The sequence below is a fragment of the Variovorax paradoxus genome (assembly GCA_016806145.1).
Classification (GTDB): domain Bacteria; phylum Pseudomonadota; class Gammaproteobacteria; order Burkholderiales; family Burkholderiaceae_C; genus Variovorax.
Map to the genome: position 1 here is coordinate 993,455 of CP063166.1, position 25,484 is coordinate 1,018,938.

Sequence of the window (25,484 nt, forward strand, 5' to 3'; positions counted from 1 at the left end):
CTTCATGCCTTCCACGCTGGTCACTGTCGTCATCCCCATCTTCAACCAGGCGGAGTTCGTCGTCGAAACGGTGGGCAGTGCGGTCCGGCAGACCTGCCGAGACCTGCAGATCGTGGTCGTGGACGATGGCTCGACCGATGGGAGCGCCGATCGGCTCGCCGCCGAATTCGGTGATCGCATCGTGCTGCTGCGGCAGAAGAACGGGGGGCCGTCGGCGGCGATCAATGCCGGCATCGCGGCGGCCACCGGATCGTTCATCGCGCTGCTGGGCGGCGACGACGTGTGCGTCGACGACCGCATGGACATCCAGCTGGAGATCATGCGGACGACGTCGCACGACATCGTGTTCTCGAAGCCGCTGCTGATCGACGGTTCCGGCCAACCGCTGGATGACGCCTCGTTCCCGGTGTTCTTCGACGAGCGGCCCGACCAGCCGTTGCTGCGCACCTTGCTGCTCGAAGGCAACTTCCTCTGCGCACCCACCGCGTTCATGCGCCGCGAGGCCGTGCAGATGGTCGGATGGTTCCGCCCCGGCCTGATCCAGCTGCAGGACTACGACTACTGGCTGCGCGCCGCGGCGGCGGGGTTGAGCCTGGCGGAAACCGGTCCACGTGTCGTCAAGTACCGCAGGCACTCGGCCAATCTCTCTTCGCCGCGCGCGAGTTTCGCGTCGACCGCGGAGTCGATCCCGATCTTCAAGTCGGTCCTGGACACCGGCGGTGCCGCCGAATTCCGGCGCGCGTTTCCCTACCTCTTCGAGCCCGTGGCCGATCCCGCCACGCCGTTGACCCGCTTCGACAAGGCGCTGTTCCTCCTGTCCCACCCCCGGGACGAGATGCGCATGATCGGCGTCGAATATCTGGTGGCGCTGTCCGAAGACCCGGCTTTCCTCGCCAAAGCCGAGAGCTTCGGACTCAACCTTCCCCGATTCGTCCAGAACGCCCTGTGAGTCGACCGGCGCGAGCGCCGGCGATCGATCAGGAACAATCCCGTCCCGTGCTGCCCGAAAACACTCAACGATGACCATTCGAACAAGACTGAAGGCGGCTGCACACAGGCTTTTCGGATCTTCGCCCGAGGCGCCCGCGCCGGTGGCCCCGCCGGCGATCGAACCGGCGACCGAGGCCCGCCCGGCCGCGCCCGAGATCGACATCTACGCCGAGAACGCCAGGTGGATGGCATTGGCCGCGGAGCGTCGCTTCGACGAGGCCATCGATCTGTGCCGGGCCACGATCGCATCGCCGGACACGAGCTTCATGGCCTCGCTGTTCCTCGGCTACGCCGCCGCGCAGACGGGCCGGCCGGCCGACGCGCGGCCGCACCTGCGCACGGCGAGGAAGCTGAATCCGAGCGACTACTACGCGAACCTGCTCCTCGCGAACGTGGAAAGCGCGCTGGGCAACCGCCACGAGGCGATCGTGTACTACATGCACTGCTGCGGGCTGCCGGTCGACTCCGTCGTCGAGCCTTTCGAGGCGGCGATGACGCTGGCGAAAGCGCAGGTCGACAGCGCGGACGGCAACGCGCTCTCCGCGCTCTTCGACGAGCTGTCGGCGCGGGACAGGCTTCCCGAGCTGTTGACGCTGAAGTTCTTGTTCTACTGGCGGCGCGATGCCGACCTGGCTCGAAGGCTCGCGCACGCAGCCGATGGCAAGGGAGAGACGAAGCCGTCATTCAGGCGCATCCGTTCCGTGGCGGCCTGGACGCGCGAAGAAGGCCAGCCTTATGTGCGTCTCGGAGAACCGGCCTCGATCCGCCTCGTCGCGCCGACGGAGGACTATGCCGGCGATCCGCAGGAGAAGCACGTGCTGGCAAGCGAGCCTTACATCGCCGAGGTGCGGGACGCGACGATCGTCGGCAACTCGAGCCTCGTCTATCTCGGCGACCACGACATCGTGTCCGACGTGCTCGCGCATCCCCAATACGGCATCCAGGTGAGCCTGGACTACGACAAGACCGTGTTGGCCCAGCGCTCCGATGCCCTGCTACTCGCCCCCTTGCCAGCCCCTGCGCACCTGGCCGAGGGGATCATGCTCTCGGGCCTTGCGAGCAATGCCTACGGGCACTGGTTCGCTGAGTTCCTGCCGAAGCTGCGCCACTTCGAAAAACATCCTCGCTTCGAGGAGCTGCCGATCGTCGTCGACGCCGACATGCCGGCATCCCATTTCGATTTCCTCGCGACGCTCGTGCGCAACCCCGTGCATCGCCTGGAGCGTGGTGCCGCACTGAAGGTCGGCTGCCTTCATCTGGCGCCGACGACCACCTTCTTTCCCGTGGAGCTCTTCAAGGACCACACCGTGCCGCCCGAGGACCAAGCGTCATGGACGGCGGAGGCCATGCGCTACATCAAGGAGGGCGTTGCCAGGAGCCACGCGCTTGCGCCCGAGCGCACGCGCAGGCTGTTCCTGTCGCGCAAGAACAGCGCCTGGCGAATCCTGCGCAACGAAGCCGAGATCATCGACGGCCTGTGGGACCTGGGCTTCGAAACGATCTTCCTGGAGGACTACGACTTCGCTCGCCAGGTGCGCACCTTCGGCGAGGCCGAGTTCATCGTCGCGCCCAACGGGTCCGCGCTCAATAGCCTCATCTTCGCGGCCACCGACGTGAAGACCCTCATTCTTGGCCAGCAGAACAGCTTCAACTGGGGCGGTTGGCTGGGCCCGATGCTGGACCTCGGGTTCGAGCCGCAGTTCATGGAAGGCGAAGCCACCGAGAGCACCAGCTTCAAGCATTCCGACTATGTCGTCCCGGCGGACAGGGTGCGCGCGAAAGTGCTTGCCATGCTGGGCTCGTGAATATCCAGAGAACAATGCCCATGACCAACCCTGTCTACGTGACCCAGCCCTACTTGCCGCCGCTGGACGAGTTCCTGCCTTACCTGCAGCAGATCTGGGACAAGAAGATCCTCACCAACGGCGGTCCTTTCCACCAGCAGTTGGAAAAGGCGCTGTGCGAGTACCTGGGCGTGGAGCACATCGCGCTCTTCACCAACGGCACGATCGCGCTGGTCACCGCACTTCAGTCGATGCGCATCACCGGCGAAGTCATCACCACGCCGTACTCGTTCGTTGCCACGTCGCACTCGCTGCTGTGGAACGGCATCAAACCGGTCTTCGCCGACGTCGATCCGCGCACGCTGAACCTCGATCCGGCGTGCATCGAGGCGCTGATCACGCCGCAGACCACGGCGATCATGCCGGTGCACTGCTACGGTCATCCCTGCGATACCAAGGCCATCCAGACGATCGCCGACACCTACAACCTGCGCGTGATCTACGACGCGGCCCATGCCTTCGGCGTGCAGGACGAGGGCGGCAGCATCCTGCGGCACGGAGACATGTCCGTGCTGAGCTTTCACGCGACGAAGGTCTTCAACACCTTCGAGGGCGGCGCCATCGTCTGCAAGGATGCAACCACCAAGACCCGTATCGACCAGCTGAAGAACTTCGGCCACGTGGGCGAGGTCACCGTGGTGGCGCCCGGCATCAACGGCAAGATGAGCGAGTTCAATGCCGCGCTGGGCCTGCTTCAGCTGAAGCACCTGCACACCGCACTGGATCTGCGCCGAGCCATCGACGTCGCGTACAGGCGCCTGCTCGCGGATGTACCGGGCATCGTGTGCCTGCCCGACGCCGGCGAGTCGGTGGCGAACTTCGCGTACTTCCCGATCCTCGTGGGGCCCGAGTACCGACTGTCGCGCGACGAGCTCTACGCCCACCTGAAGGAGCACGGCGTCCATCCGCGCCGCTACTTCTATCCGCTGATCTCCGAATTCCCGATGTACCGCGGCCTTCCGACGGCGAGCCGCGATCAGCTGCCGAACGCGAGCCGTGCGGCCGATCGCATTCTCTGCCTGCCGATCTATCCGGACCTCGGTCTCGATCAGGTCGAGCGCATCGTCGACCTGATCGCGGCGTTGTGAGCGCATTCATGCAATGGATGGAGACGCGATGAAGGTCGGGATCATGCAGCCGTACTTTCTGCCCTACATCGGCTATTTCCAGTTGATCGCGGCGGTGGATCTCTTCGTGGTGTACGACAACATCAAGTACACGAAGAAGGGCTGGATCAACCGCAACCGGCTGCTGCAGGGCGACACCGACGGTATCTTCTCGCTGCCGCTGAAGAAGGACTCCGATGCGCTGGACGTCGTCGAGCGCGAGCTGGCGGCCGATTTCAACCGGCAGAAGCTGCTGAACCAGTTCATCGGCGCCTACCGCGGGGCGCCGTATTTCGAGCCTTGCATCGAGCTGCTGCGCTCGCTCGTCATGAACGAGGAGGCGAACCTCTTTCGCTACCTCCATGCCTCGATCGTCCAGACCTGCAAGTACCTCGGCATTTCCACGCGCATCGAGATATCTTCCGATGTGCCGGCCGACCATGCGCAAAAGGGCGAAGACCGCGTTCTCTCCATCTGCGCGGCCTGCCAAGCCGACACCTACATCAACACCATCGGCGGCCTGGAGCTCTATTCGCGCGAACGCTTCGCGCGGGAAGGCATCGTGCTGCAGTTCATCCGGTCCTTGCCCGTCGAGTACCGGCAGTTCGGCAAGGCCCCCTTCGTGCCGTGGCTGTCGATGGTCGACGTCATGATGTTCAATCCGGCCGACGAGATCAGGGACTCGTTGCTGACGAAATTCGAATTGGTCTGAACATGTTCAAGTGGAAAAAACTGGGCAAGGTCTTCAACCCCGGCCCGCAACATGGCCGTGAATGGCTCAACGAGTTCGCGCAGGCGCCCGCGACGCTGCTGTTCGACGACTTCGTGCGCGTGTATTTTTCATGCCGGCCCAAGGCCGACGCCAAGGGCCAGTACGTGAGCTATTCGGCCTTTCTCGACCTGGACCGCCGCGACCTTTTCAAGGTGGTGAACATCGGCGCGGACCCGATCCTGCCGCTGGGGCCGTTGGGTGCCTTCGACGAGTTCGGCATCTATCCCGTGTCGGTGGCGCGCGACGGCGCGGACGTTCGCGCGTACTACGCGGGATGGACGCGCTGCGAATCGGTGCCGTTCAACGTGGCCATCGGCAGCGCGATCAGTCACGACAACGGGGAAACCTTCACCAAGCTCGGCCTCGGGCCGGTGATCGGATATTCACCCGACGAGCCGTTCGTGATGAGCGGCCCGAAGATCCGTCGCTTCAACGATCGCTGGTACCTCTGGTACATCGCCGGGCGCAAATGGAAGGTGGTCGACGGGCGCGCCGAGCCGGTCTACAAGATCCGCATGGCCACGTCGGACGACGGCGTCACCTGGCACAAGGAGAACCGCGACCTCGTCGAGAGCCGCATCGAGGAGGACGAGGCGCAGGCCAGTCCCGACGTGTTCTTCGCGAACGGCAAGTACCACATGTTCTTCTGCTACCGCTACAGCGCCGGCTACCGTGGCAAGACCTTCGGCTATCGCATCGGCTATGCCTCCAGCACCGACCTGCTGCACTGGACGCGCGACGACTACAAGGCCGGAATCGATGTCGCCGACGAGGGCTGGGATTCGGAAATGATCAGCTATCCGCACGTCTTCGAGGTGGACGGGCAGGTCTACATGGCCTACCTGGGCAACCAGGTTGGTCGCGAGGGCTTCGGCCTTGCGGTGCTCGACGGAAAGCTGGAGTAAGGACATGGCGATGAAGTGGAAGAGGCTGGGCAAGATATTCGACCCGACGGCGCACGCGCTCCCCAACGGATGCGCGCAGTTCGCGCAGTCGCCGCAGACGCTGGTCTTCGACGACTTTGTGCGGATCTACTTTTCGACGCGCGCCATCGATCCGAAGAACGGCAAGTTCCTGAGCCACATCGCCTTCGTCGACGTCGCCGCCGACATGCGGACCGTGATCCGTGTGGCCGACAAGCCGGTCATCCCGCTGGGCGAACTGGGCTGCTTCGATGAGCACGGCATCTTCCCGATCAACGTGGTGCGCCACGACGGAAAGATCTCGGCCTTCACCTGCGGCTGGAACCGGCGCGTGTCGGTGTCGGTCGATACCGCGGTTGGCCTGGCCGAGAGCCATGACGACGGCCTCACCTTCAACAAGCTGGGCCATGGGCCGGTCATGGGCGCATCGTTGCACGAGCCCTGCCTGGTGGGCGATGCCTTCGTGCTGCCGGTCGATGGCGTGTTTCATATGTGGTACATCTTCGGCACCGGCTGGAAGCAGTACGCCGACGGCGCGGCGCCCGACCGTACCTACAAGATCGGCCACGCGACCTCGACCGACCGGATCCACTGGAGCAAGGAGGAGGCACGGCAGATCGTCTCCGACAGCCTCGGGCCGGACGAGAGCCAGGCGCTGCCCACGGTCGTCAGGATTGGCAGCCGCTTCCACATGTTCTTCTGCTTTCGCCAGTCGTTCGATTTCCGCACGACCAAGGGCCGCGGCTACCGCATCGGCCACGCGTGGTCGGACGACCTCTCCAACTGGATGCGCGACGACGACAACCCGCGGCTGGACATCCCCGAGGCGGACTGGGATTCGGACATGCAGTGCTACCCGCATGCCTTTGCCTTCCGGGACAAGGTCTACCTGCTCTACAACGGCAACGAGTTCGGACGCCACGGCTTCGGGCTGGCCGTGCTCGAGTGATACGGAAAACGATGCAGCCAGAGCGCTTCGAGTTGGCGGTCGACCGGGCCTCGGCCGACCAGATCGCCGGGCACCTGCGGGAGTGCAGCGAGAGCTTCACGCCGCCGCTCGCCGGGCGCGTGGACATCGCCGCCTACGCCGAGAAGATCGCGCGCAGGGCGACGCGTTTCGAGGCCTGGGACGCGGCGTCGGGGCTCGTGGGACTGGTCGCGGTGTATGACAATCCGCAACTCGAGGTCTTCGTGACCAACGTCAGCGTGGCGCCTTCCTGCCGCGGCGCGGGTCTGGCCCGGCGCCTGCTGCAGGGTTGCTTCGATCGGATGGACATTCCTCATGCCAGGCGCTACAGGCTCGAGGTCGATCCGCGCAGCGAGGCGGCGGTCCGCCTGTACACCCGCATGGGCTTCGTCCCGGTATCGCAGGTGGGAGAAATGATCAGCATGGAGCGCCCGGCGACGGGTGGGGACAAGGAATGAGCACAGAACGCAACTACGACCAAGAGATCTCGGACGCGGCGGACCACCAGTACGCGTATGGATTTGACTTCGACGTCATGCATCCGTACATGCTGAGGTCGTTCGAGCCCTTCATCCGGCCGGGAAAGGTGCTGGAGCTGGGCAGCTTCAAGGGCGACTTCACGCGGCGCCTGGTGGAACGGTTCGACGACGTGACCTGCGTCGAGGCCTCCGAGGTGGCGCTGGGCGAAGCGAGGAGGCGGCTGGGCGACAAGGCGCAGTTCATCCATTCGCGCTTCGAGGATGCGACGCTGCCGCACCGCTACGACAACATCGTGCTCACCCATGTGCTCGAACACCTGGACGATCCGGTCAAGGTGCTCAAGCGGATCAACGAGGAGTGGCTGAGCGACGACGGGCGCTTCTTCCTGGTGTGCCCGAACGCGAATGCGCCCTCGCGGCAGATCGCGGTGAAGATGGGCCTGATCACGCACAACGCCGCGGTCACGCCGGCCGAGGCGCAGCACGGGCACCGGTGCACCTACTCGCTGGACACGCTGGAGCGCGATGCGGTGGCGGCGGGGCTGCGGGTGGTGCACCGCAGCGGGATCTTCTTCAAGGCGCTGGCGAACTTCCAGTGGGACCGCCTGTTGAAGACCGACATCATTTCCAAGGAGTACCTGGAAGGCTGCTACCAGCTCGGACAGGTCTATCCGGACCTGTGCTCCAGCATCTTTCTCATGTGCGAACGCGGGCCCGGAAAATGAAGATTTCCTTTGTCGTCGCCGTCTATCAGAACGAGGGCGCGATCTCCAAGACGCACGAGAAGATCGCGGGCGTCTTCGCGGACCGACTCAAGGCGCACGAGTACGAGGTGGTCTTCATCGACGACGGTTCGACCGATGGCTCGCTGGAGGAGATCCGCAGCTTGCGCGCGATCGATCCCAACGTGAAGGGCCTGACCTTCACGCGCAACTTCGGCCAGATGGCCGCGATGCTGGCGGGCTTCAAGGAGGCGACAGGCGACGCCGTCATCAATATCTCGGCGGACCTGCAAGACCCGGTGGACCTGATCCCCGAGATGGTCGACAAGTGGATCGCGGGATCGGAGATCGTCATCTGCCACCGCACGGACCGTGCGGACACCTGGCTGGCCAAGACGTACTCGAGCCTGGCCTACGGCATGCTGCGCATGGCCATTCCGCAGATGCCGTCGGGCGGCTTCGACTTCGTGCTGATGGACCGCAAGGTCATGGACGAATTCAACGCCATCGACGTGCGTCACCGGTTCTTCCAGGGCGACCTGTTGTGGACCGGCTACCGGACCAGCCTGATCCCCTACGAGAGGCAGAAGCGCACCATCGGCAAGTCGCAGTACAACTTCGGCAAGAAGCTGAAGAATTTCCTCGATGCGATGCTGGATGCGTCCTATCTGCCCATCCGTTTCATCTCCCTGGTGGGGTTGCTGACTTCCAGTCTGGGTGTGCTCTACAGCATCAGCATCGTAGTTGCATGGGCACGGGGGGAGACGCCCTTCGACGGCTGGGCGCCGCTCATGATCGCCGTCCTGCTGATCGGCGGACTCATCATGGTGATGCTGGGCGTGGTCGGTGAATACGTGTGGCGTATCAACGAGGAAGTGCGCAAGCGGCCGAACTATATCGTCAGGGACCGCTTCTGAAATCCGGCGCGTGATTCGTCTCAAGTCTCTCGCCGCGCAGTTCTCCAAGTTCACCGTCGTCGGGGGGGTGAACTTCTTTTTCACGCTGGTGCTTTTCTATCTGGCCGTGGTCGTGCTGCGCATCAACCACCTGATCGCGTTGGTGCTGGTCTCGCTGATCGGGATGCTGCTCACCTACACGCTCAACTACTACTGGGTCTTCAAGCCGAGCGAGAAGATCACCTTCGGCTCACGGCTGGCCAAGTACATCGGCGCGGGCCTGGTCTCGGTGGCGCTGAACGTGCTGTTGCTGCATCTGCTCACCTCGAACACGCACATCGCGCCGTTCTATGGGCAACTGCTGCTGATCCCGTTCGTCGTGCTGTTCAATTTTCTTTCCGCGAAGCTCTGGTCGTTGCGGGTCGAGCAGCCCTCGACGCCATGAGATCCGTGGACGAGGGCACGCCCGTCGACGAGGCGGGTGGCAGTGCAACAGCCCCGTGGCGAGCGCTGGAGGCGGCGGTCGCCGCGTTCGTGCTGGTCGCCGCATGCGCGGTGATCGTCTATGCGGTCTGGTCGCGCAACCGCGGCTTCGAGATCACGGACGAGGCCTACTACCTCCTGCTCGCGATCCATCCCGCCGAGACCCGGTTCTATATCAGCGCCCAGCAATGGGCGACGGCGCCGATCTGGCAGCTCACCGGCAGCCTTGCATCGTTCCGAATGGCCGGCCTCGTGCTGCTGGCGGGCAGCGCGGCGGTGCTCGGCATGGGCGCGCTGGCTGCGGCGCGCGGGCTTGCCACGCCTGGCCGGCCGCCGATGTCGGGGCGTGTGGCCGTGATCGGCGGCGCGGTCGTTTGCGCGCTGCTGTATGCGATCACCATCAACGTGTCGCCGAGCTACAACCTGCTGGCTTCCGCGGGTGCCTATCTGGCTCTGGGACTGGTGTTGCTGGCTGGCGGCAAGACATCGACGGTCTCGCGCACCGCGCTTTTCGGCGTGGCCGGCGTCGCGCTTGCGGTGGAGTTCGTCTGCAAGCCATCGTCGGGCGTGGCCACCTTCGTGCTCGTGGCAGTCGCCGTGCTGTGGCTGGACCGGTCGGGCGGTCGCAAGACGGTGGCATTGGCAACCGTGGTCGCCGGCGGATCGCTCGGGCTTGCCGCGCTGCTCTTCTCGCAATCCACGCCAGGCGAAGCCGTGCAGGCCTTCAGTGGCGGCATGGCGCTCTTCAGGATGGTCCAGTCCGAGCCCATCTTCACGCGGCTGGCTCGCTATGCCATCGAGTTCGGGGGCTACGCAGCCGATGCGATGCGCGCGAACGTATTCCTGATCGTCGCGGTGCTCGTGTACCTGATCAGGACAAGTCGGGTGACGATCGCACTTGTGATCGCCGCGGTCGGCCAAACGCTTCTCGCCACTCGGTACTTCGAGTACGGAATGCCGCAATACATCGAGTACATGCAACGGGCACTGGTTTTCCTGGCGCTCATGCTCGCGGTCCTGTGGCAGGCCATGCCTGTGCGCTTCAGAGGGCTCATTTCCGTGCTGGCCCTGTTGCCCTACACCGTGGCCATGGGAACCGGCAACGCGCTCTTCGGGCAGGTGATCATTTCTCTGGCCTCCTGGGGCGCCTTGATGGCGCTCGCCGCCTATGCCAGGCCGTCGGCGAGCAGGGATGCGGCGGTGCCGATGGCCATCCTCGTCGGGTTCGTCGCACTGACGAGCGCCCAGATCCTCGTCTACAAGGCCAAGATCCCCTACAACCTGAACGAGCGCATGGACCGGCAGTCGTTTCCCGCCACGATCGGCCCGTTGGGGCGGGTGAAGGTGGATGCGGAAACCGTGCGGTTCATGCAGCAGGTCGACGCGGCGGTCGCGAAATGCCGCATTGCGCCGGGCGCGCCGTTCCTGGGGCTCTACAACGTTCCTGGCCTCGCGCTGGCGCTGAACGCGGTGCCCATCGATACGCCCTGGCTGAACAACGTCGCCCAGGCCGATGCGGTGCTCTCGTCGAACGAAGCCATTGTCGGCAACGCCGTGCTTGCCATCCGGCTGAACGCCGACGCGAGCCTACCGCCGCTCCCCGTCGCGCTGAAGGGGTTTTCAGCGAATTTCGAGCACTGTGGGGATGCGGTGTTTCCTCACGAGCAGCAGAAGATCCAGATCTGGAGCGGTCTCTCGCGCAGATAAGCTCAACGGGCCGTTCGCCGCTCGATTTCGTCGAGTTCGATGGCCAGCCGATCCGGATCTATCGTGTAGCTGTCCTGAAAGAGGCCGGGGTCTGCAATGGTGAGTTCGTCGCCCGGTCGAAACAGCGGATGACTCCCCGCAAGAACTCTGTAGCGACAGCCTGCGAACAATGCCATGTTGGATTGCGAGCAGAAGAGCTGAGCATAAGGCGATGCAAGCGCGAGCACTTCCGTCTCCGGCTTGCAGAAGATCAGGTTGGTGAAGGCCGCGCCCATCGCTCCGATGATCGTTCTCGCTTCGGAGAACAGGCGTACCTGCTGCTCGAAGGAAAGGGTTCCGGTATCGACGACCTCGTACCCGAACGATGCGACGAGTGCTTCGATCTCCGATGCGTTGGCGATGTTGCGCCCGCTGCGACGCGCCAGGAATACCTTGCGCACTCCCCTGACGGACGGGTCGATGCCGAATTTCGAGAAAACCGTGGTCTGCATATGCTGCAGTGTCTTGAAGCAAACCGCGGAGGTTTTCCACATGGGCTCGCGCAGGTTGTCGGCCAAATTGGTACACGACGACGGCACGTAGAGATTGTCGACATTCAGCAGCGTTGAGTTGTCGAGGCGATATATCGGCCAATCGGGTAGAAGAGCCTGTAGCGATTCGAATTCCTGTTCGAACATGCCGTCGGCCACGAGCAACGGGATTTTTTCCAATTGGGGTTGCCCCGACAACAGGTAGGCCTTCCCCAGATACTCGATCAGCCAATGATAGTAATTGGGGCTGCATCGGCCACCGAGCAAGATGGCTGCCGGAAGCGTGATCGTCTTCTCATGGCGAAACCAGAGGAAAATATCGCGTTTGTGGTTCAGCGATACAACGTATTGCCAGATTCCCGCGACAAAGCCCTCGTGAGGATTTGCCGCCGGTTCGTAAATAACAAATTGATCGCCGGACAATACCTGAAATCCGCCGACGACTTTCGCGTCCTTTATCGACGCGATCCATTGTTCAGGGACTTCGACCGTTCGAGGTGGCCGCTCTGCGGTCGAGTCGACGACCTCCGGCTCTCGAAATGTCATTGGGTAGGACGGTTCGAGGATTTGAATCTCATGGCCTGCGTCGACCAGTTCCGTATATGAAATCGTTTTGAACTTACCCAGCAAAATCTGATTTTCGTGCAGGTTCAATTGGCGAGAGATTTCGTTTGCCACGAAACTCGTGAAAATCCCCTTTTGAGCATCTTCGAAAAGCATGCGCCTGTAACTTTCCAGGACAGCCTCGGTGGGTGGGATTTTCTTGAAGTCCCTGATTTTCAGCTTCAAGAAAAAGGCCCATGTAGCGAGCGTCGCCGAAGCCTCGTTGATCTTCCTGTTTTCCTTGCGCCCAATGCTGGCGTAGTGTTCAGCGGGAGAAAGCCCTTTGCCGGCGACATCCGGGTAGTATTTCAGGTAGAATTTTTCGTCGAGAAAAAACCTGATCAGAAAACTGGTGGTTTTTTCGAAATGCCAAATTGAAAACTTTTCCATCCCGAGGTTGGGGTGCCTTCCCTCGGAAAATCCGTAGTGGAAATAATGATAGTTCGTGTCGAGGCCGGATCTTGCCACGTCACGATATTTATTCTTATAATACTCGTCGTCGACAATCCTGGTCTTGGACAGGATTTTTAATGCCAAGGCGTTGAGTCGGTTCATTTTATGGTGCTGTGTGTTCCGGTAAGGCGAGCAATTGTTCCGCTTTTAAACTTCTTGATTAAATGAATTCTGATAATTCAATATTCATTCACCCTCTGGCGGATGTTCAGGCAACCGAAATCGGAGCGGGAACGAAGATCTGGCAATTCAATGTCGTGGCGGCGGGGGCTCGCATAGGAAAGAATTGCAATATCTCGGCGCATTGTTTCATAGAGGGCGGAGCGGTGGTCGGCGACAACGTCACATTGAAATGCGGTGTCTATCTATGGGATGGAATTACGCTCGAATCCGATGTTTTCGTGGGCCCGGGAGCCTTGTTCACCAACGACATGTTTCCTCGGTCCAAGGTCTATCCTGAGTCCTTTTTGCGAACTACGGTTTGCGAGGGTGCGTCGATCGGTGCGGGAGCCGTCTTGACGCCTGGTATCACCATAGGACGGCATGCCATGATAGCGGCAGGTGCAGTGGTGAAGAGGGATGTCGAACCTTTTTCTCTCGTAAGAGGAGTGCCGGCCCGGCATGTGAGATTCATTGATGTTTGAGTTGAAGATATAAAAATCCCGGGAATCGATTGTTCGAAAGCTCGCATTTTAATCCGGCTCTACATAAATATTTACTTGGATCAATTTGGCGTCCGGTCCGCGTGACTTCGCGCTCTGGCGGGAAGGCCGGTCTGGGGCACCACGGTAAACTTCGTGAACCTAAAGAAATCAGGAGAAGCAGATGATTCATCCCACCGCGCACATCGAAAAGGGCGCACAGCTAGGAGAGGGCGTTTCCATCGGAGCATTCTCGATCGTCCATCGCGAGGCAATCATCGGCGACAGGACTGTCATCGAGAGCCACTGTGAAATCGCGTATCCCTCCAAGTTGGCGAACGGAGAGCTGCTCACGATCGGCCAGGACTCCTTGATTCGCTCGCACAGCGTTTTTTACGCTGGCTCCACCTTCGGGGAGAAATTGGTGACCGGCCACCGCGTTACCGTTCGCGAATTGACAAAAGCTGGGAAGAATTTCCAGATCGGGACATTGGGCGACATACAAGGCCATTGCGAAATTGGCGACTATGTGCGAACCCACAGCAACGTTCACATCGGGCACGCATCGAAGGTCGGAAGCTTCGTATGGATCTTCCCGTATGTCGTCCTGACCAATGATCCTCACCCGCCGAGCGAGACCTGCATTGGCTGCGAGATCGGTGACTATGCCGCCATCGCGACCATGTCGGTGGTGTTGCCAGGCGTCAAGGTTGGCGAACACTCGTTGATTGCGGCACTCAGCTGCGTCGGAAGGGATGTCGAACCGCACACGGTTGTCGGTGGTTCGCCCGCGAAGTTCCTGTGCAAGACCGAGAAGATCAAGCTGCGCGATGGCACTGGCCGTAATGCCTATCCGTGGACCACCCATTTTCACCGCGGGTACCCAGAGGAGGTCGTATCGCAGTGGCTGGCGGAGGCTGCCACCCGAGCCACGGCGTGACGCCGTAGTTCGAGCTCGGCCCTTCGCACCGGGCCACCATTCCTTCAGCCGCGAGAGGCGGGAGGCCTGACTGCTAGCACTCCACGATCCGCCCGTGCTCCAGGCGGATCACGCGGTTGCACTCCTTGGAAATCAGGTCGGGGGAGTGCGACGCCAGCACCAGGATGCCGGACTTGGCCACCACTTCGCGCATGCGCCGCTCGGCCTTTTCGGTGAACTCGGCGTCACCGACCGACAGCCATTCGTCCATGAGCAGGATGTCGGCCTCGATGCTGGTCGAGATCGAGAAGGCCAGGCGCATCAGCATGCCGGTGGAGTAGGTGCGCACGGGCATGTTCACGTACTCGCCCAGGCCGCTGAATTCGCAGATGTCCTGCGTGAGCTGTTCCACCCGCTTGCGGCTCATGCCCATGACCAGGCCGCGCAGCATGATGTTCTCCAGGCCGCTGGCATCGACTTCGATGCCCAGCACCGGGTCGATCAGGCTGGCGACGGTGCCTTGCCGCGTGAAATCGCCCGAGGAGGGCTCGTAGACGCCGGCCAGCGTACGCAGGAGCGTCGACTTGCCGGCGCCGTTGTGGCCGATCAGGCCCAGCCGGTCGCCGCTGTTGAGCTCGATGCTGATGTCGCTGAGCGCCTGCACGACGGTCACGCCCGTCTCCTTGCCGAGCCGTCCGCCCGTCACGGAGGCAGCCAGGGTCTTGCGCAGCGAACTCGCGCCGGCCCCGTAGATGGGGAAGTTGACCGAAACGTTCTTGAGGGAAATCAGAGCCATGGGTCAGAGCCAGTAGACGACGCGGCGGCGGTACTTGATGAACAGCAGGCTGGCGCAGATCACGCTGAAGACGGTCCAGCCTGCGATCGCCAGCCAGTGGTGCAGGTCCGGTATGCCGCCCATCAGCGGCGTGCGCAGCAGGTCGAGCATCTGCGCCAGCGGGTTCCAGAGCACGTAGCGGGCACGTCCCGGCAGGTTCTCGGGCAGCCAGAAGACCGGAGTGAGGAACATCAGCATCTGCATCATGCTCGTGACGATCTGCGTCACGTCGCGAAAACGCGTGCACACCAGCCCGAGCACCAGCCCGACGGCGTGCGCGTTGATGATCAGGAGCATGAACGCCGGCACGAACAGCAGCGCATGCCAGGACAGCGAGATGCCGGCCCACAGCGCGACCGGAACGTAAAGCACGATCTGGTGTGCGAACTGGATGATGTTGCGCGACAGGCCGCGCCAGACGAACAGCGTGATCGGAAAGTAGCCCTGCTTGAGGTAGTGGGCCGAATTCACGAAGGTATGGCACGCATCCGTCACGATGTTGGAGAAAAAGCCCCAGAAGATGACGCCCAGTGCCAGGTGCGGGAAGAAGCGTGAGAGTTCGGTGCCGAACAGGCCGCTGTAGAGCGGCCCCATGCCGCCGATCATGATGCCCATGCTCAGAGTCAGCCACAGCGGGCCGAGCAGGGAGCGGCGATAGCGCAGGACGATGTCGAACCACGCGAGGGTCCACCAGATGTCGGGCCTACGGGTGCCGTCCCACCAGTCGGCCCAGGCGCCACGGTGGAGGTTGGAATGGACTTGGCTCATGTGTGCAGGGAATCGCCGGCCGCTGAGGCGCCGTTGCTTCGGCTTGTTGGGAGGGGGGGCTGGGCAGCGATGGCCGCCAGCTTCTGGTCGCCTATGGTAGTCAAGCGAGATTTCTCTTTCCGTGAATGGCCCGGTCGGCGATCGTCTGTGGCAAACGCAGGCCGGGACGCGAAAGCCGCGTCCCGGGGTCAGGGTCCACTGGGTTGGGAGTGAAGTGGGCGATAATTTTACCGGCGCTGATCAGGCTGTACGCCAGACTCCAGCCGCCGGTGGCTGGCAGAACAAAAAAGCGTCCGCGAATAACGAATCGACGGGCAGCGCTTCGAAGAGCGAGCAACCCATGAGCAATCTCCATCCTATCCAGGTTTCCGTTGCGCTGTGCACGCACAACGGCGCGCGCTTCCTGCGCGAGCAGGTGCGCAGCATCTGCCTGCAGACCGTGCCGCCGGCGGAAATCGTCCTGTCCGACGACGCGTCGAGCGACGGCTCGGTCGAGGTGGTGCGGGCCACGGTCGCCGAATGCGCGGCCGAATCGGGCCGCACGGTGCCATTGCGCGTGTTCGAGAACGCGGTGGCGCTGCGTGTCGTCAAGAACTTCGAACAGGCCATCCGGGCCTGCAGCCACGAGCTGATCGCGCTCAGCGACCAGGACGACGTGTGGATGCCCGACCGGCTGGCCAGGATGGTTCCGCTCTTCGAACAGGACCCGAAGCTGCTGCTGCTGCACACGGACGCGCGGCTGGTGGATGCGCAGCGAAAGGATCTCGGGCAATCGCTGTTCTACGCGCTGGAGGTGACCCCCGCCGAGATCGAGCGCGTGCATGCGGGCGCGGCATTCGACGTGTTCCTGCGGCGCAACCTCGTCACGGGCGCGACGGCCATCTTCCGGCGTTCGCTGGTCGACGCCGCGGTACCGCTTCCCGTGGAATGGGTGCACGACGAGTGGCTGGCGATCGTCGCCTCGGCGATCGGACGGGTCGACCTGCTCCAGGATGCGCTGATCGAGTACCGGCAGCACGAGTCCAACCAGATCGGCGCGCGGCGCGACAGCTTCATGGGCAAGGTGCGCAAGGCGCTGGCCTCGCGCGGCACCATCCACGCGGAGCGCGGCGCCAAGGCCGATCTGCTCCTGGCCAAGCTGCTCGAACTGGGCGGGCGCGTCGATCCGGTCGCCATCGACAAGGTGCGTGGCAAGATCGAACACCAGCGCTTCAGGGCTGCGCTGCCGGCGTCCCGGATCGCGCGCTGCCTGCCGATCCTGCGCGAAGCCATGACGGGCCGCTACGACAAGTTCGGCCGGGGCTTTCGCGGCGTGGTCCGCGACCTCTTCGAATCCGTCTAGATCCGGGTTGAACCGACAACTACAACAGATGACCACCATGAACGCTTCCCTGGTCCCCAATCCTGCCGACCCGAGCGGCATCCCGCCGGATGTCGTGGTGATCATCCCGTTCTACAACGGCGCCGATTTCATCGAGCGTTCCGTGCGCAGCGTGTTCGAGCAATCCATGCCCGCCAGCGAAGTGATCGTGGTCAACGACGGTTCGCGCCCCGAGGAGCGGGCCGCGCTCGATGCCCTGGCGCTCCGGTACCCGTTCCGCATCCTCGACAAGGAAAACGGTGGCCAGGGTTCGGCGCGCAATGCCGGCGTGGCGGCCTCGAGCGCGCCCTTCATCTGCTTCCTCGACCAGGACGACTTCTATCTTCCCAACCACATCGAGACCCTGGTGACCTCGATCCCGGCGGATGACCGGCTGTTCGGCTACATCTATGCCGACCTCTACGAGGCCGACGGCGACGGCAACGTGATCCGCACCGGCGTCATCAAGGAGCACTCGACGCATCCGAAGCGCAGCATCTTCGATCTTCTGCGCAACGACATGTTCGTGCTGCCTTCCGCCGCGCTGGTGAGCCGCAAGGCCTTCGACGCGGTCGGTGGCTTCGATCCCCAGTTCATGGGCTACGAGGACGATGACCTGTTCCTGCGCATCTTCCGCAAGGGCTACAGCAATCACTTCGTCGACAAGGCGGTCACGGTGTGGTGCATCCACACCGCGAGCACCTCGTTCAGCATCCGCATGCTGCGCAGCCGCTTCAAGTACTTCAAGAAGCTGCTGCAGATGTTCCCCGACGAGCATCAGCGCGGCCGCTACTACTTGCGCGAATACCTGATGCCCCGCTTCCAGGTGTTCTTCGTGAACGAGGTGATCGAGGCCATCAAGAAGGACGACCAGTACCGCGACGAGATGAGTGCCGTGCTCGACGAGTACGCGGCGGTCGTGTTCGCGAATCCCTATGTGGGGCGCAAGAAGAAGCTGCGGCTGTGGATCACGGTGTTCCTGCTGCGCCACAGCACGCCGGGAATCATCCGCTTCATCGGCGCGCTCACGCGGCTGCCGATCATTCGCAACCTGCGCAAGGTCTACAAGTCCTGAGCGAGGCCCGCGCGTGCTGCGGCGGGCCTTCGCCGGGAGTCGCAGGCCTCGGCTAACGGGGCGCCGCGACCGGCACGGAGGTCATGGCGGGGTCCATGAAGGTCGCGAACTTGCGCACGTACTCGGCGCGCAGGTGGCCGGCGTCCTTGTAGATCGGCGTGGCGTCGGCGTCGGCGCGCGTGCACCAGTCCTTGTCGCACAGCGTGGGGATCGGGTCGATCACGATGGCGCCGCTGCGCTCGGCGATCTGCCGCATGCGCTCGTGCAGTGCCTTCTGCTTCGCGTCCCACGGCGCCGTTGGCGACATGCGGCCCACCGTCATGTCGCCGAGGCGCCCTCCCTTGACGAACTCCTCGGGGCCGAAACCGTTGCTGGTCGGGTGGTCCAGCACCAGGTAGACCTGCTTGTGCTTGGCGAGATTGGTCAGCACCGTCTCGAGCATCGCGAGCGCCATGTCGACGCCGCCGCCGCCCATGAAGCGGTGCTTGTTCTTTCCATCGAAGAAGTAGTAGCGATCCGCCTTGGCGGTCTTCGCGTCGGGCTTGCCGGTTTCGGTGAAGTAGCAGTTCCAGCAGCCGCCGAAAACCACGGCGTCGAACTTGTCGCTCACCGCGAGGCGCATGCCGCCATCCCTGCGCTCGGCGCACACGCTGTTCCCCTCGTCGACCACATTGGGAATGGGCGGGCAGGCCCCCCAGGTCGCGAACGAGAGCGAGTCCAGCGTGTCCGGCGAGGTCTTCGACAACTCGACGGCGCGCGGCCCGTACTGCTCGATGTGGCTGTCGCCGAAGAGCAGCACCCTGCGCTTGCCGTGGCCGATCTGCATGACCACTTCGCCATCGACCTTGATCGGGTTCAGGCCGTCGGGATAGGCCCAGTCCTTGGCCGCGGCAGCGGTCTTGACGAAGTAGGGATCGCTGTGGCGGCCCACGTAGTAGCGCGTGGTGGCCAGCAGGCCGAGCACCACGAAGCCCACCATCACGGCCGTCAGGGCGGCGGTGACCGCCGGGTTCTCGCTGCGGCGCGCATGGCGCTCGGCGAAGCGATAGGTCAGCCAGGCGAGCACGAACGCGATGGCGAGCATCAGGGCGCGCATGCCTTCGGAGGGCAGGTCGCCCTCGATGATGCGCGCGTAGCTCAGGAGCGGCCAGTGCCAGAGGTACAGCGGATAGCTGATCAGCCCCACCCACACCATCGGCCGCGAGGCCAGCACGTAGCGGTTCAGCACACCGCTCGGACCGGCCGCGATGCAGAAGAAGGCGCCCAGCGTCGGCAGGATCGCCCAGAAGCCCGGGAAGGCCTTGCCCCCGCGGATGAAGCACAGGCCCAGCACGATCAGCGCCACCCCCGCGATGGACTGGGCATGGCGGCCCCAGCCGGGCTTCGGCGCTGGCCGGTGCAGCCGTGCGTAGGCCAGCATGCCGCCGAGCATCAGCTCCCAGAAGCGCGACAGCGGAGAGTAGAACGCCGCGGTGCGGTGGCTGTGGATCGTTCCGACGTTGAGCAGGAACGAGAGGCCCGCCACGATGCCCAGCACGGTCAGCACGCGCCACTTGCGCTTCCACGCCAGGCCCAGCAGCACGGGCCAGAAGATGTAGAACTGTTCTTCGATGGCCAGCGACCACAGGTGCAGCAGCGGCTTGGTTTCGGCGGCATTGTCGAAGTAGCCGGCCTCGCTCCAGAAGGCGAAGTTCGACACGAAACCCGCGCCCGCGGCCACGTGCTTGCCGAGCTGCTCCCATTCGTGCGGCAGCAGCGTGTACCAGCCGAAGGCCAGCGACGCCGCCAGCACCAGCGCGAGCGCCGGAAAGATCCGCTTGACGCGCCGGGCGTAGAACTCGCGATAGCTGAAGCCGTCGCCCTCGAAGCTGCCCAGGATGATCGTGGTGATCAGGAAGCCCGAGATGACGAAGAAGATGTCGACGCCGATGAAGCCGCCCTTGATCCACTGCGGGAACGCGTGGTAGCCCAGGACCGAGAGCACCGCCACGGCGCGCAGCCCGTCGATGTCCGGGCGGTATTTGGGGTGGACCAGGTGGGCGTCGTGGGGCGTGGGGCTCGTCGTTGTCGTCGTCATCGTTGCTGTGAAGGCGCGCTTGCTTTTTTCGTTCCCCATTGTCCCCGCAAACGCTTTTCGCCCCGCTCAGGCGCCGGAGCGACGCAGCCGGCGATAGCGCCAGAACGCGCCCGAGCTCCAGATCTTCAGCAGGCTGGTGACATGCCAGTAGAGGTACTTGCTGCTGCGATGGCTCGCGCGCTGGGCGTCGTGCCGCGCGCGGAGCTGCTCGCCGACCTGCAGCCGCCAGCCGGCCAATCGCACCCGCGCGCAGATGTCGAAGTCCTCGCCGTACATGAAGAAGCGTTCGTCGAAGCCGTGGATGGCGGCATAGGCCTCGGCGCGAAACAGCATGAACAGGCCCGGCACCCAGGCCGGCACGGCCGGGCGCGCATAGCCGGGCTTCTTGCGCGTGAGGATCTCCAGCGGCGTCAGGATGTCGCGGTGCTGCTCGGGCTCGCGCTTGCCGGGCTCCATGATGCGCGGCGTGAGCAGCCCCGCATCGGGCGCGGCCAGGGCGATCAACGGCGCCAGCACGTCGGCATCGAAGCGGATGTCGGGGTTGAGCACCAGGAACCATGGCGTGGCGCAGCGCTCGAAGGCCTGGTTGTGGTTGGCGCCGAAGCCCTTGGGCTGCGCGTTCTCGATGCGTTCGAGCGCGAAGCCCCAGGCGGCGCCGGCCAGTGGGGCGTCGGACTCGGGGATGTTCAGCGTCAGCACCACCTTGGCCACCTGCGCGCGGCTGAAGCGGTCGATCTGGTCGAGCAGCGGTCGCACGAGCTCGAGCTGCCCATGGCTCACGATCGAAATCGTGACGGCGGGGGAGGTCGTAGCGGGGATGGCCATGGTCTAATTTCGCCCGGGGATTCTAGGGGCCCCGTTACCACCCATGATTGCCCTGATCGTCATCAGCTTCTTCGTCGCCGCCTTCGCGGTCCAGATCTTCATGCGCCGCGCCCGCCGCCATGCGCGGCTGTACGGTGCCGACATGCCGCAGCGCTTCCACAAGGGCCACGTGCCGCGGCTGGGGGGCGCGGGCATCATCCTCGGCATGGGCGTGGCCTGGCTCGCGGCCGGCATCACGGGCACCGATCCGTTCAACGTCTCGTGGCCCGTGTCGGCCTCGATGCTGATGCTGGTCTGCATCCTGCCGGCCGTGCTCGGCGGCATCGTCGAGGACGTCACGCAGCGCGTGCAGGTGCGCTGGCGGCTGATGCTCACCCTGGGCGCGGCGCTGCTCGTGTGCTGGGTGCACGGCCTGAGTCTCGCGCGCACCGGCATCCCGCTGCTCGACGGCTGGCTCGCGGCCGTGCCCTATGCCTCGGTGCTGTTCGCCGCGCTCGCCATCGGCGGCCTGCCGCATGCCTTCAACATCATCGACGGCTACAACGGCCTCGCGGGCACGGTGGCGGTCTTAGTCTGCCTCGCCATCTCGCATGTGGCGCTGCAGCTCGGCGACCGCCAGCTCGCGGCCATGATGGTCTGCCTGGTCGGCGCGACCTTCGGTTTCCTGATCTGGAACTATCCGCGCGGCAAGATCTTCGCGGGCGACGGCGGCGCCTACGTCTGGGGCATGGTGATCGCGGTGGCCTGCGTGACGCTGGTGCAGCGCCACCGCGTCGTTTCGCCCTGGTTCCCGATGCTGCTGCTCATCTATCCGGTGTGGGAGACCCTGTTCTCCATCTACCGCAAGCTCGCGCGCGGCCAGTCGCCGGGCACGGCCGACGCGCTGCACTTCCACCAGCTGATCTTCCGCCGCATCGTGCGCGTGGCCTTCGCCGACGACGAGGCGCGCCAGCTGCTCGCGCGCAACAACCGCACCTCGCCCTACCTGTGGATCTTCGCGGCGATGTCGGTGGTGCCCGCGGTGCTGTTCTGGAACAACACCTGGGTGCTGATGTTCTTCTGTCTTCTGTTCGTCACGACCTACGTCGGCGCCTACCTCATGATCGTGCGATTCAAGGTGCCGCGCTGGCTGCGCCCCTGATCGTTTCTCTTTGCGAGAATCCCGTCCCATCGTTCACCGTCCCGGAGCCTGACCGCCCATGACCGATCCCGTCCTCAACATTCCCCCGCGCGACAAGGCCGAGATCCTGGCCCAGGCGCTGCCGTACATCCGCAAGTTCCACGGCAAGACCATCGTCATCAAGTACGGCGGCAACGCCATGACCGACCCGGCGCTGCAGGCCGACTTCGCGGAAGACGTGGTGCTGCTCAAGCTGGTCGGCATGAATCCGGTGGTGGTGCACGGCGGCGGCCCGCAGATCGAGGCCGCGCTCAACCGCCTGGGCAAGAAGGGCAGCTTCATCCAGGGCATGCGCGTGACCGACGCCGAGACCATGGAAGTCGTCGAATGGGTGCTGGCCGGCGAGGTGCAGCAGGACATCGTGGGCCTGATCAACCAGGCCGGCGGCAAGGCCGTGGGCCTGACCGGGCGCGACGGCGGCCTGATCCGCGCGCAGAAGCTCAAGCTGGCCGACCGCGCCGATCCCAGCGTGCACCACGACGTGGGCCAGGTCGGCGACATCGTCTCGATCGACCCGAGCGTGGTCAAGGCGCTGCAGGACGACGCCTTCATCCCGGTCGTGAGCCCGATCGGCTTCGGCGAGGAGAACGAGAGCTACAACATCAACGCCGACGTGGTGGCCGGCAAGCTGGCGACCGTGCTCAAGGCCGAGAAGCTGATGCTGCTGACCAACACCCCCGGCGTGCTCGACAAGAACGGCAAGCTGCTCACCAACCTGAGCGCGCGCGAGATCGACGACCTGTTCGCCGACGGCACGATCTCGGGCGGCATGCTGCCGAAGATCGAGGGCGCGCTCGACGCGGCCAAGAGCGGCGTCAACGCCGTGCACATCATCGACGGCCGCGTGCCGCACGCGATGCTGCTCGAGATCCTGACCGACCAGGCTTACGGCACGATGATCCGCGCGCGCTGAGCGCGTTGGGCTGCGAAGGCCGGTCCCGAGGCGGGCCGGCGGCCAGCGGGCGCGCGGGGAGGCGCGCGCTCACTGCTGTGCGAGAATCAATTGTTTACATCTTCCGCACGCGCCTCCCATGCAAAACGAAGAGACAGTCGTCCCCGGTGCAGAGACCCAGGCCGAGACCGCGCCGGCCGCTCCGGCGCGCAAGCGTCCCAAGCCCGGCGAGCGGCGCGTGCAGATCCTGCAGGCCCTGGCCGCGATGCTCGAGCAGCCCGGCGCCGAGCGCGTGACCACCGCGGCGCTGGCCGCCCGCCTCGAGGTCAGCGAGGCCGCGCTCTACCGCCACTTCGCGAGCAAGGCGCAGATGTTCGAGGGCCTGATCGACTTCATCGAGCAGAGCGTGTTCACCCTGGTCAACCAGATCCTCGAGCGCGAATCCACGGGCAAGGAACAGGCGGCCCGCATCATCGCGATGCTGGTGCAGTTCGCCGAGCGCAACCCCGGCATGACGCGCGTCATGGTCGGCGATGCGCTGGTCTACGAGAACGAGCGGCTGCAGCAGCGCATGAACCAGTTCTTCGACAAGATCGAAGCCAGCATCCGCCAGGCGCTGCGCGAGGACCGCGCCGCCGAAGGCTCGGCCACGCCGAGCGTCGATGCGCAGGTGCGCGCCTCGGCGCTGACCTCGCTGGCGGTCGGCCGCCTGCAGCGCTTCGCGCGCTCGGGCTTTCGCCGCGAGCCTTCCGAACACCTCGACGCACTGCTCGCGCTGGTGCTCTGAGCCGCTGAGGCACGGGGCCGCGCCGCGGCCCCGGCTTATCGCCGGCATAGGCAATCGCAATCGAAACCGGTCATTCGATTGTTGAAAATAAACGGGCTCACACAACCGATAGGAAAAGCCCAATGACCGAATCCCGCACGCTCACCACCGAGAACGGCGCGCCCGTCGAGAACAACCAGCAGTCGCAGACCGCCGGCGTGAACGGCCCCGTGCTGATGCAGGACCACCACCTGATCGAGAAGCTCGCGCGCTTCGACCGCGAACGCATTCCCGAGCGCGTGGTGCATGCGCGCGGCTCGGGTGCCTTCGGCACTTTCGAGGTGACGGCCGACGTCACGAAATGGACCAAGGCGAAGTTCCTCGGCCAGGTCGGCAAGAAGACGGAGGTGCTCGCGCGCTTCTCGACCGTCGCGCTCGAGCTCGGCTCGGCCGACACGGTGCGCGATCCGCGCGGCTTCGCGCTCAAGTTCTACACCGAGGAAGGCAACTACGACCTGGTGGGCAACAACACGCCGATCTTCTTCATCCGCGATCCGCTCAAGTTCCCCGACTTCATCCATTCGCAGAAGCGCGACCCCTACAGCCACGTGCAGGAGCCCGACAACGCCTGGGACTTCTTCTCGCACTCGCCCGAGGCCACGCACCAGTTCACCTGGCTGTTCGGCGACCGCGGCATTCCGAGGAGCTACCGCCACATGGACGGCTTCGGCTCGCACACCTTCCAGTGGGTGAACGCGCAGGGCGAGGCCTTCTGGGTCAAGTACCACTTCAAGACCAACCAGGGCATCGAGACCTTCGTCGCGGAAGAAGCGCAGCGCGTGGGCGGCGAGAACCCGAACCACCACCACCTTGACCTGCTGCACTCGATCGAGCGCGGCGAGTTCCCGAGCTGGCGCGTGCAGGTGCAGATCATGCCGGTGGCCGAGGCGCAGAGCTACCGCTTCAATCCCTTCGACCTGACCAAGGTCTGGTCGCACAAGGACTATCCGAAGATCGACATCGGCATCCTCACGCTGAACCGCAACCCCGACAACTACTTCGCCGAGATCGAGCAGGCCGCGTTCAACCCGGCCAACTTCGTGCCCGGCATCGGCCCCTCGCCCGACAAGATGCTGCAGGGTCGCCTGTTCAGCTACGGCGACACGCAGCGCTACCGCCTGGGCATCAACCACACGCAACTGCCCGTGAACCGGCCGCATGCGACCACGGCACGGAACTACGGCCGCGACGGCGCGATGCGTGGCGACGGCAACGGCGGCCGCGGCCCGAACTACGAGCCCAACAGCTTCAGCGATGCGCCCAAGCAGAGCAACGAGCCGGTCTATGCGCCGCTGCAGATCCACGGCTGGACCGGCAGCCACCAGTGGCAGCAGCACGAGGCCGACACCGACTTCGCGCAGGCCGGCGACCTCTACCGTCTGATGGACGAGGCCGCGAAGGAGCGCCTGGTGAACAACATCGCGGGTGGCCTGGGCGCGGTCCGGCGGCAGGACATCATCGACCGCTCGGTGAGCTATTTCCGCCAGGCCGATGCCGACTACGGCGCGCGGCTCGAGAAGGCGATCAAGGCGGTGCAGGCCAGGATCAAGGGCGACGACAACAGCGTGCAGGTCGGCCAGCCCGCGCACGACGCGAGCAAGAGCTAGCGAA

Annotated in this window: 24 protein-coding genes; 19 read left to right on the forward strand and 5 right to left on the reverse strand. The window is 64.2% G+C overall.

What is annotated here, in order from left to right; genetic code table 11:
* Positions 1–4: 4 nt before the first annotated feature.
* From INQ48_04585 to INQ48_04635, 11 genes are all read left to right on the forward strand, one after another.
* The gene (locus INQ48_04585) at positions 5–949 is read left to right on the forward strand and encodes a glycosyltransferase (GenBank protein ID QRF58534.1); all 945 of its coding nucleotides are present in this window, start codon (positions 5–7) and stop codon (positions 947–949) included.
* A 70-nt stretch (positions 950–1,019) separates the two neighbouring features.
* The gene (locus tag INQ48_04590) at positions 1,020–2,795 is read left to right on the forward strand and encodes a DUF563 domain-containing protein (protein ID QRF58535.1); all 1,776 of its coding nucleotides are present in this window, start codon (positions 1,020–1,022) and stop codon (positions 2,793–2,795) included.
* 20 nt (positions 2,796–2,815) lie between these two features.
* Complete coding sequence (locus INQ48_04595) at positions 2,816–3,922, forward strand: DegT/DnrJ/EryC1/StrS family aminotransferase (GenBank protein ID QRF58536.1); 1,107 nt, start codon at positions 2,816–2,818, stop codon at positions 3,920–3,922.
* A 28-nt stretch (positions 3,923–3,950) separates the two neighbouring features.
* A complete protein-coding gene (locus tag INQ48_04600; GenBank protein ID QRF58537.1) occupies positions 3,951–4,652 on the forward strand; it encodes a WbqC family protein in 702 nt (233 codons plus the stop codon).
* 2 nt (positions 4,653–4,654) lie between these two features.
* Positions 4,655–5,617 (forward strand): glycosylase, encoded by a 963-nt coding sequence (locus tag INQ48_04605; protein ID QRF58538.1) that lies wholly within the window; start codon positions 4,655–4,657, stop codon positions 5,615–5,617.
* A 10-nt stretch (positions 5,618–5,627) separates the two neighbouring features.
* A complete protein-coding gene (locus INQ48_04610; protein ID QRF58539.1) occupies positions 5,628–6,584 on the forward strand; it encodes a hypothetical protein in 957 nt (318 codons plus the stop codon).
* Between the two features lie 11 nt (positions 6,585–6,595).
* A complete protein-coding gene (locus tag INQ48_04615; protein ID QRF58540.1) occupies positions 6,596–7,060 on the forward strand; it encodes a GNAT family N-acetyltransferase in 465 nt (154 codons plus the stop codon).
* On the forward strand, positions 7,057–7,806 hold the full coding sequence (locus INQ48_04620) for a class I SAM-dependent methyltransferase (GenBank protein QRF58541.1): 750 nt from the start codon (positions 7,057–7,059) through the stop codon (positions 7,804–7,806). The genes INQ48_04615 and INQ48_04620 overlap by 4 nt, the downstream gene beginning before the upstream one ends.
* On the forward strand, positions 7,803–8,720 hold the full coding sequence (locus INQ48_04625; GenBank protein ID QRF58542.1) for a glycosyltransferase family 2 protein: 918 nt from the start codon (positions 7,803–7,805) through the stop codon (positions 8,718–8,720). The genes INQ48_04620 and INQ48_04625 overlap by 4 nt, the downstream gene beginning before the upstream one ends.
* Positions 8,721–8,730: 10 nt before the next feature.
* Entirely contained in the window at positions 8,731–9,144 is a 414-nt protein-coding gene (locus INQ48_04630; GenBank protein ID QRF58543.1) for a GtrA family protein, read from the forward strand.
* Positions 9,141–10,889: a hypothetical protein gene (locus tag INQ48_04635; GenBank protein QRF58544.1), complete on the forward strand. Its 1,749-nt coding sequence runs from the start codon at positions 9,141–9,143 to the stop codon at positions 10,887–10,889. The genes INQ48_04630 and INQ48_04635 overlap by 4 nt, the downstream gene beginning before the upstream one ends.
* A gap of 2 nt (positions 10,890–10,891) precedes the next feature.
* On the opposite strand, the gene INQ48_04640 is transcribed toward INQ48_04635, so the two are convergent.
* On the reverse strand, positions 10,892–12,577 hold the full coding sequence (locus INQ48_04640; GenBank protein QRF58545.1) for a glycosyltransferase family 61 protein: 1,686 nt from the start codon (positions 12,575–12,577) through the stop codon (positions 10,892–10,894).
* Positions 12,578–12,657: 80 nt separating this feature from the next.
* Between INQ48_04640 and INQ48_04645 the strand changes: the two genes are divergently transcribed.
* Both INQ48_04645 and INQ48_04650 read left to right on the forward strand, forming a co-directional pair.
* Positions 12,658–13,119, forward strand: coding sequence for an N-acetyltransferase (locus INQ48_04645; protein ID QRF60611.1), 462 nt, complete (start codon positions 12,658–12,660; stop codon positions 13,117–13,119).
* 181 nt (positions 13,120–13,300) lie between these two features.
* Positions 13,301–14,056 carry an N-acetyltransferase gene (locus INQ48_04650; protein ID QRF58546.1) on the forward strand — a complete coding sequence of 252 codons (756 nt, stop codon included), beginning with the start codon at positions 13,301–13,303 and terminating at the stop codon, positions 14,054–14,056.
* Between the two features lie 73 nt (positions 14,057–14,129).
* Here INQ48_04650 and INQ48_04655 read toward each other — a convergent pair whose 3' ends face one another.
* Together INQ48_04655 and INQ48_04660 are read right to left on the reverse strand one after the other, a co-directional pair.
* Positions 14,130–14,831 (reverse strand): ABC transporter ATP-binding protein, encoded by a 702-nt coding sequence (locus INQ48_04655; GenBank protein ID QRF58547.1) that lies wholly within the window; start codon positions 14,829–14,831, stop codon positions 14,130–14,132.
* 3 nt (positions 14,832–14,834) lie between these two features.
* Positions 14,835–15,638, reverse strand: a complete 804-nt coding sequence (locus tag INQ48_04660; GenBank protein ID QRF58548.1) for an ABC transporter permease — start codon at positions 15,636–15,638, stop codon at positions 14,835–14,837.
* 340 nt (positions 15,639–15,978) lie between these two features.
* On the opposite strand from INQ48_04660, the gene INQ48_04665 reads away from it, so the two are divergent.
* Together INQ48_04665 and INQ48_04670 are read left to right on the forward strand one after the other, a co-directional pair.
* Complete coding sequence (locus INQ48_04665; protein ID QRF60612.1) at positions 15,979–16,980, forward strand: glycosyltransferase family 2 protein; 1,002 nt, start codon at positions 15,979–15,981, stop codon at positions 16,978–16,980.
* A gap of 28 nt (positions 16,981–17,008) precedes the next feature.
* Positions 17,009–18,073: a glycosyltransferase family 2 protein gene (locus tag INQ48_04670; protein ID QRF58549.1), complete on the forward strand. Its 1,065-nt coding sequence runs from the start codon at positions 17,009–17,011 to the stop codon at positions 18,071–18,073.
* A 52-nt stretch (positions 18,074–18,125) separates the two neighbouring features.
* On the opposite strand, the gene INQ48_04675 is transcribed toward INQ48_04670, so the two are convergent.
* Positions 18,126–20,150 carry an acyltransferase gene (locus INQ48_04675; protein QRF58550.1) on the reverse strand — a complete coding sequence of 675 codons (2,025 nt, stop codon included), beginning with the start codon at positions 20,148–20,150 and terminating at the stop codon, positions 18,126–18,128.
* Positions 20,151–20,216: 66 nt separating this feature from the next.
* Positions 20,217–20,975, reverse strand: coding sequence for a glycosyltransferase (locus tag INQ48_04680; protein QRF58551.1), 759 nt, complete (start codon positions 20,973–20,975; stop codon positions 20,217–20,219).
* A 43-nt stretch (positions 20,976–21,018) separates the two neighbouring features.
* On the opposite strand from INQ48_04680, the gene INQ48_04685 reads away from it, so the two are divergent.
* From INQ48_04685 to INQ48_04700, 4 genes are all read left to right on the forward strand, one after another.
* Complete coding sequence (locus INQ48_04685; protein QRF58552.1) at positions 21,019–22,116, forward strand: glycosyltransferase family 4 protein; 1,098 nt, start codon at positions 21,019–21,021, stop codon at positions 22,114–22,116.
* A gap of 58 nt (positions 22,117–22,174) precedes the next feature.
* Positions 22,175–23,068: an acetylglutamate kinase gene (argB, locus tag INQ48_04690; protein QRF58553.1), complete on the forward strand. Its 894-nt coding sequence runs from the start codon at positions 22,175–22,177 to the stop codon at positions 23,066–23,068.
* Between the two features lie 118 nt (positions 23,069–23,186).
* Entirely contained in the window at positions 23,187–23,834 is a 648-nt protein-coding gene (gene slmA, locus INQ48_04695; protein QRF58554.1) for a nucleoid occlusion factor SlmA, read from the forward strand.
* A gap of 122 nt (positions 23,835–23,956) precedes the next feature.
* Entirely contained in the window at positions 23,957–25,480 is a 1,524-nt protein-coding gene (locus tag INQ48_04700; protein QRF58555.1) for a catalase, read from the forward strand.
* Positions 25,481–25,484 lie beyond the last annotated feature (4 nt).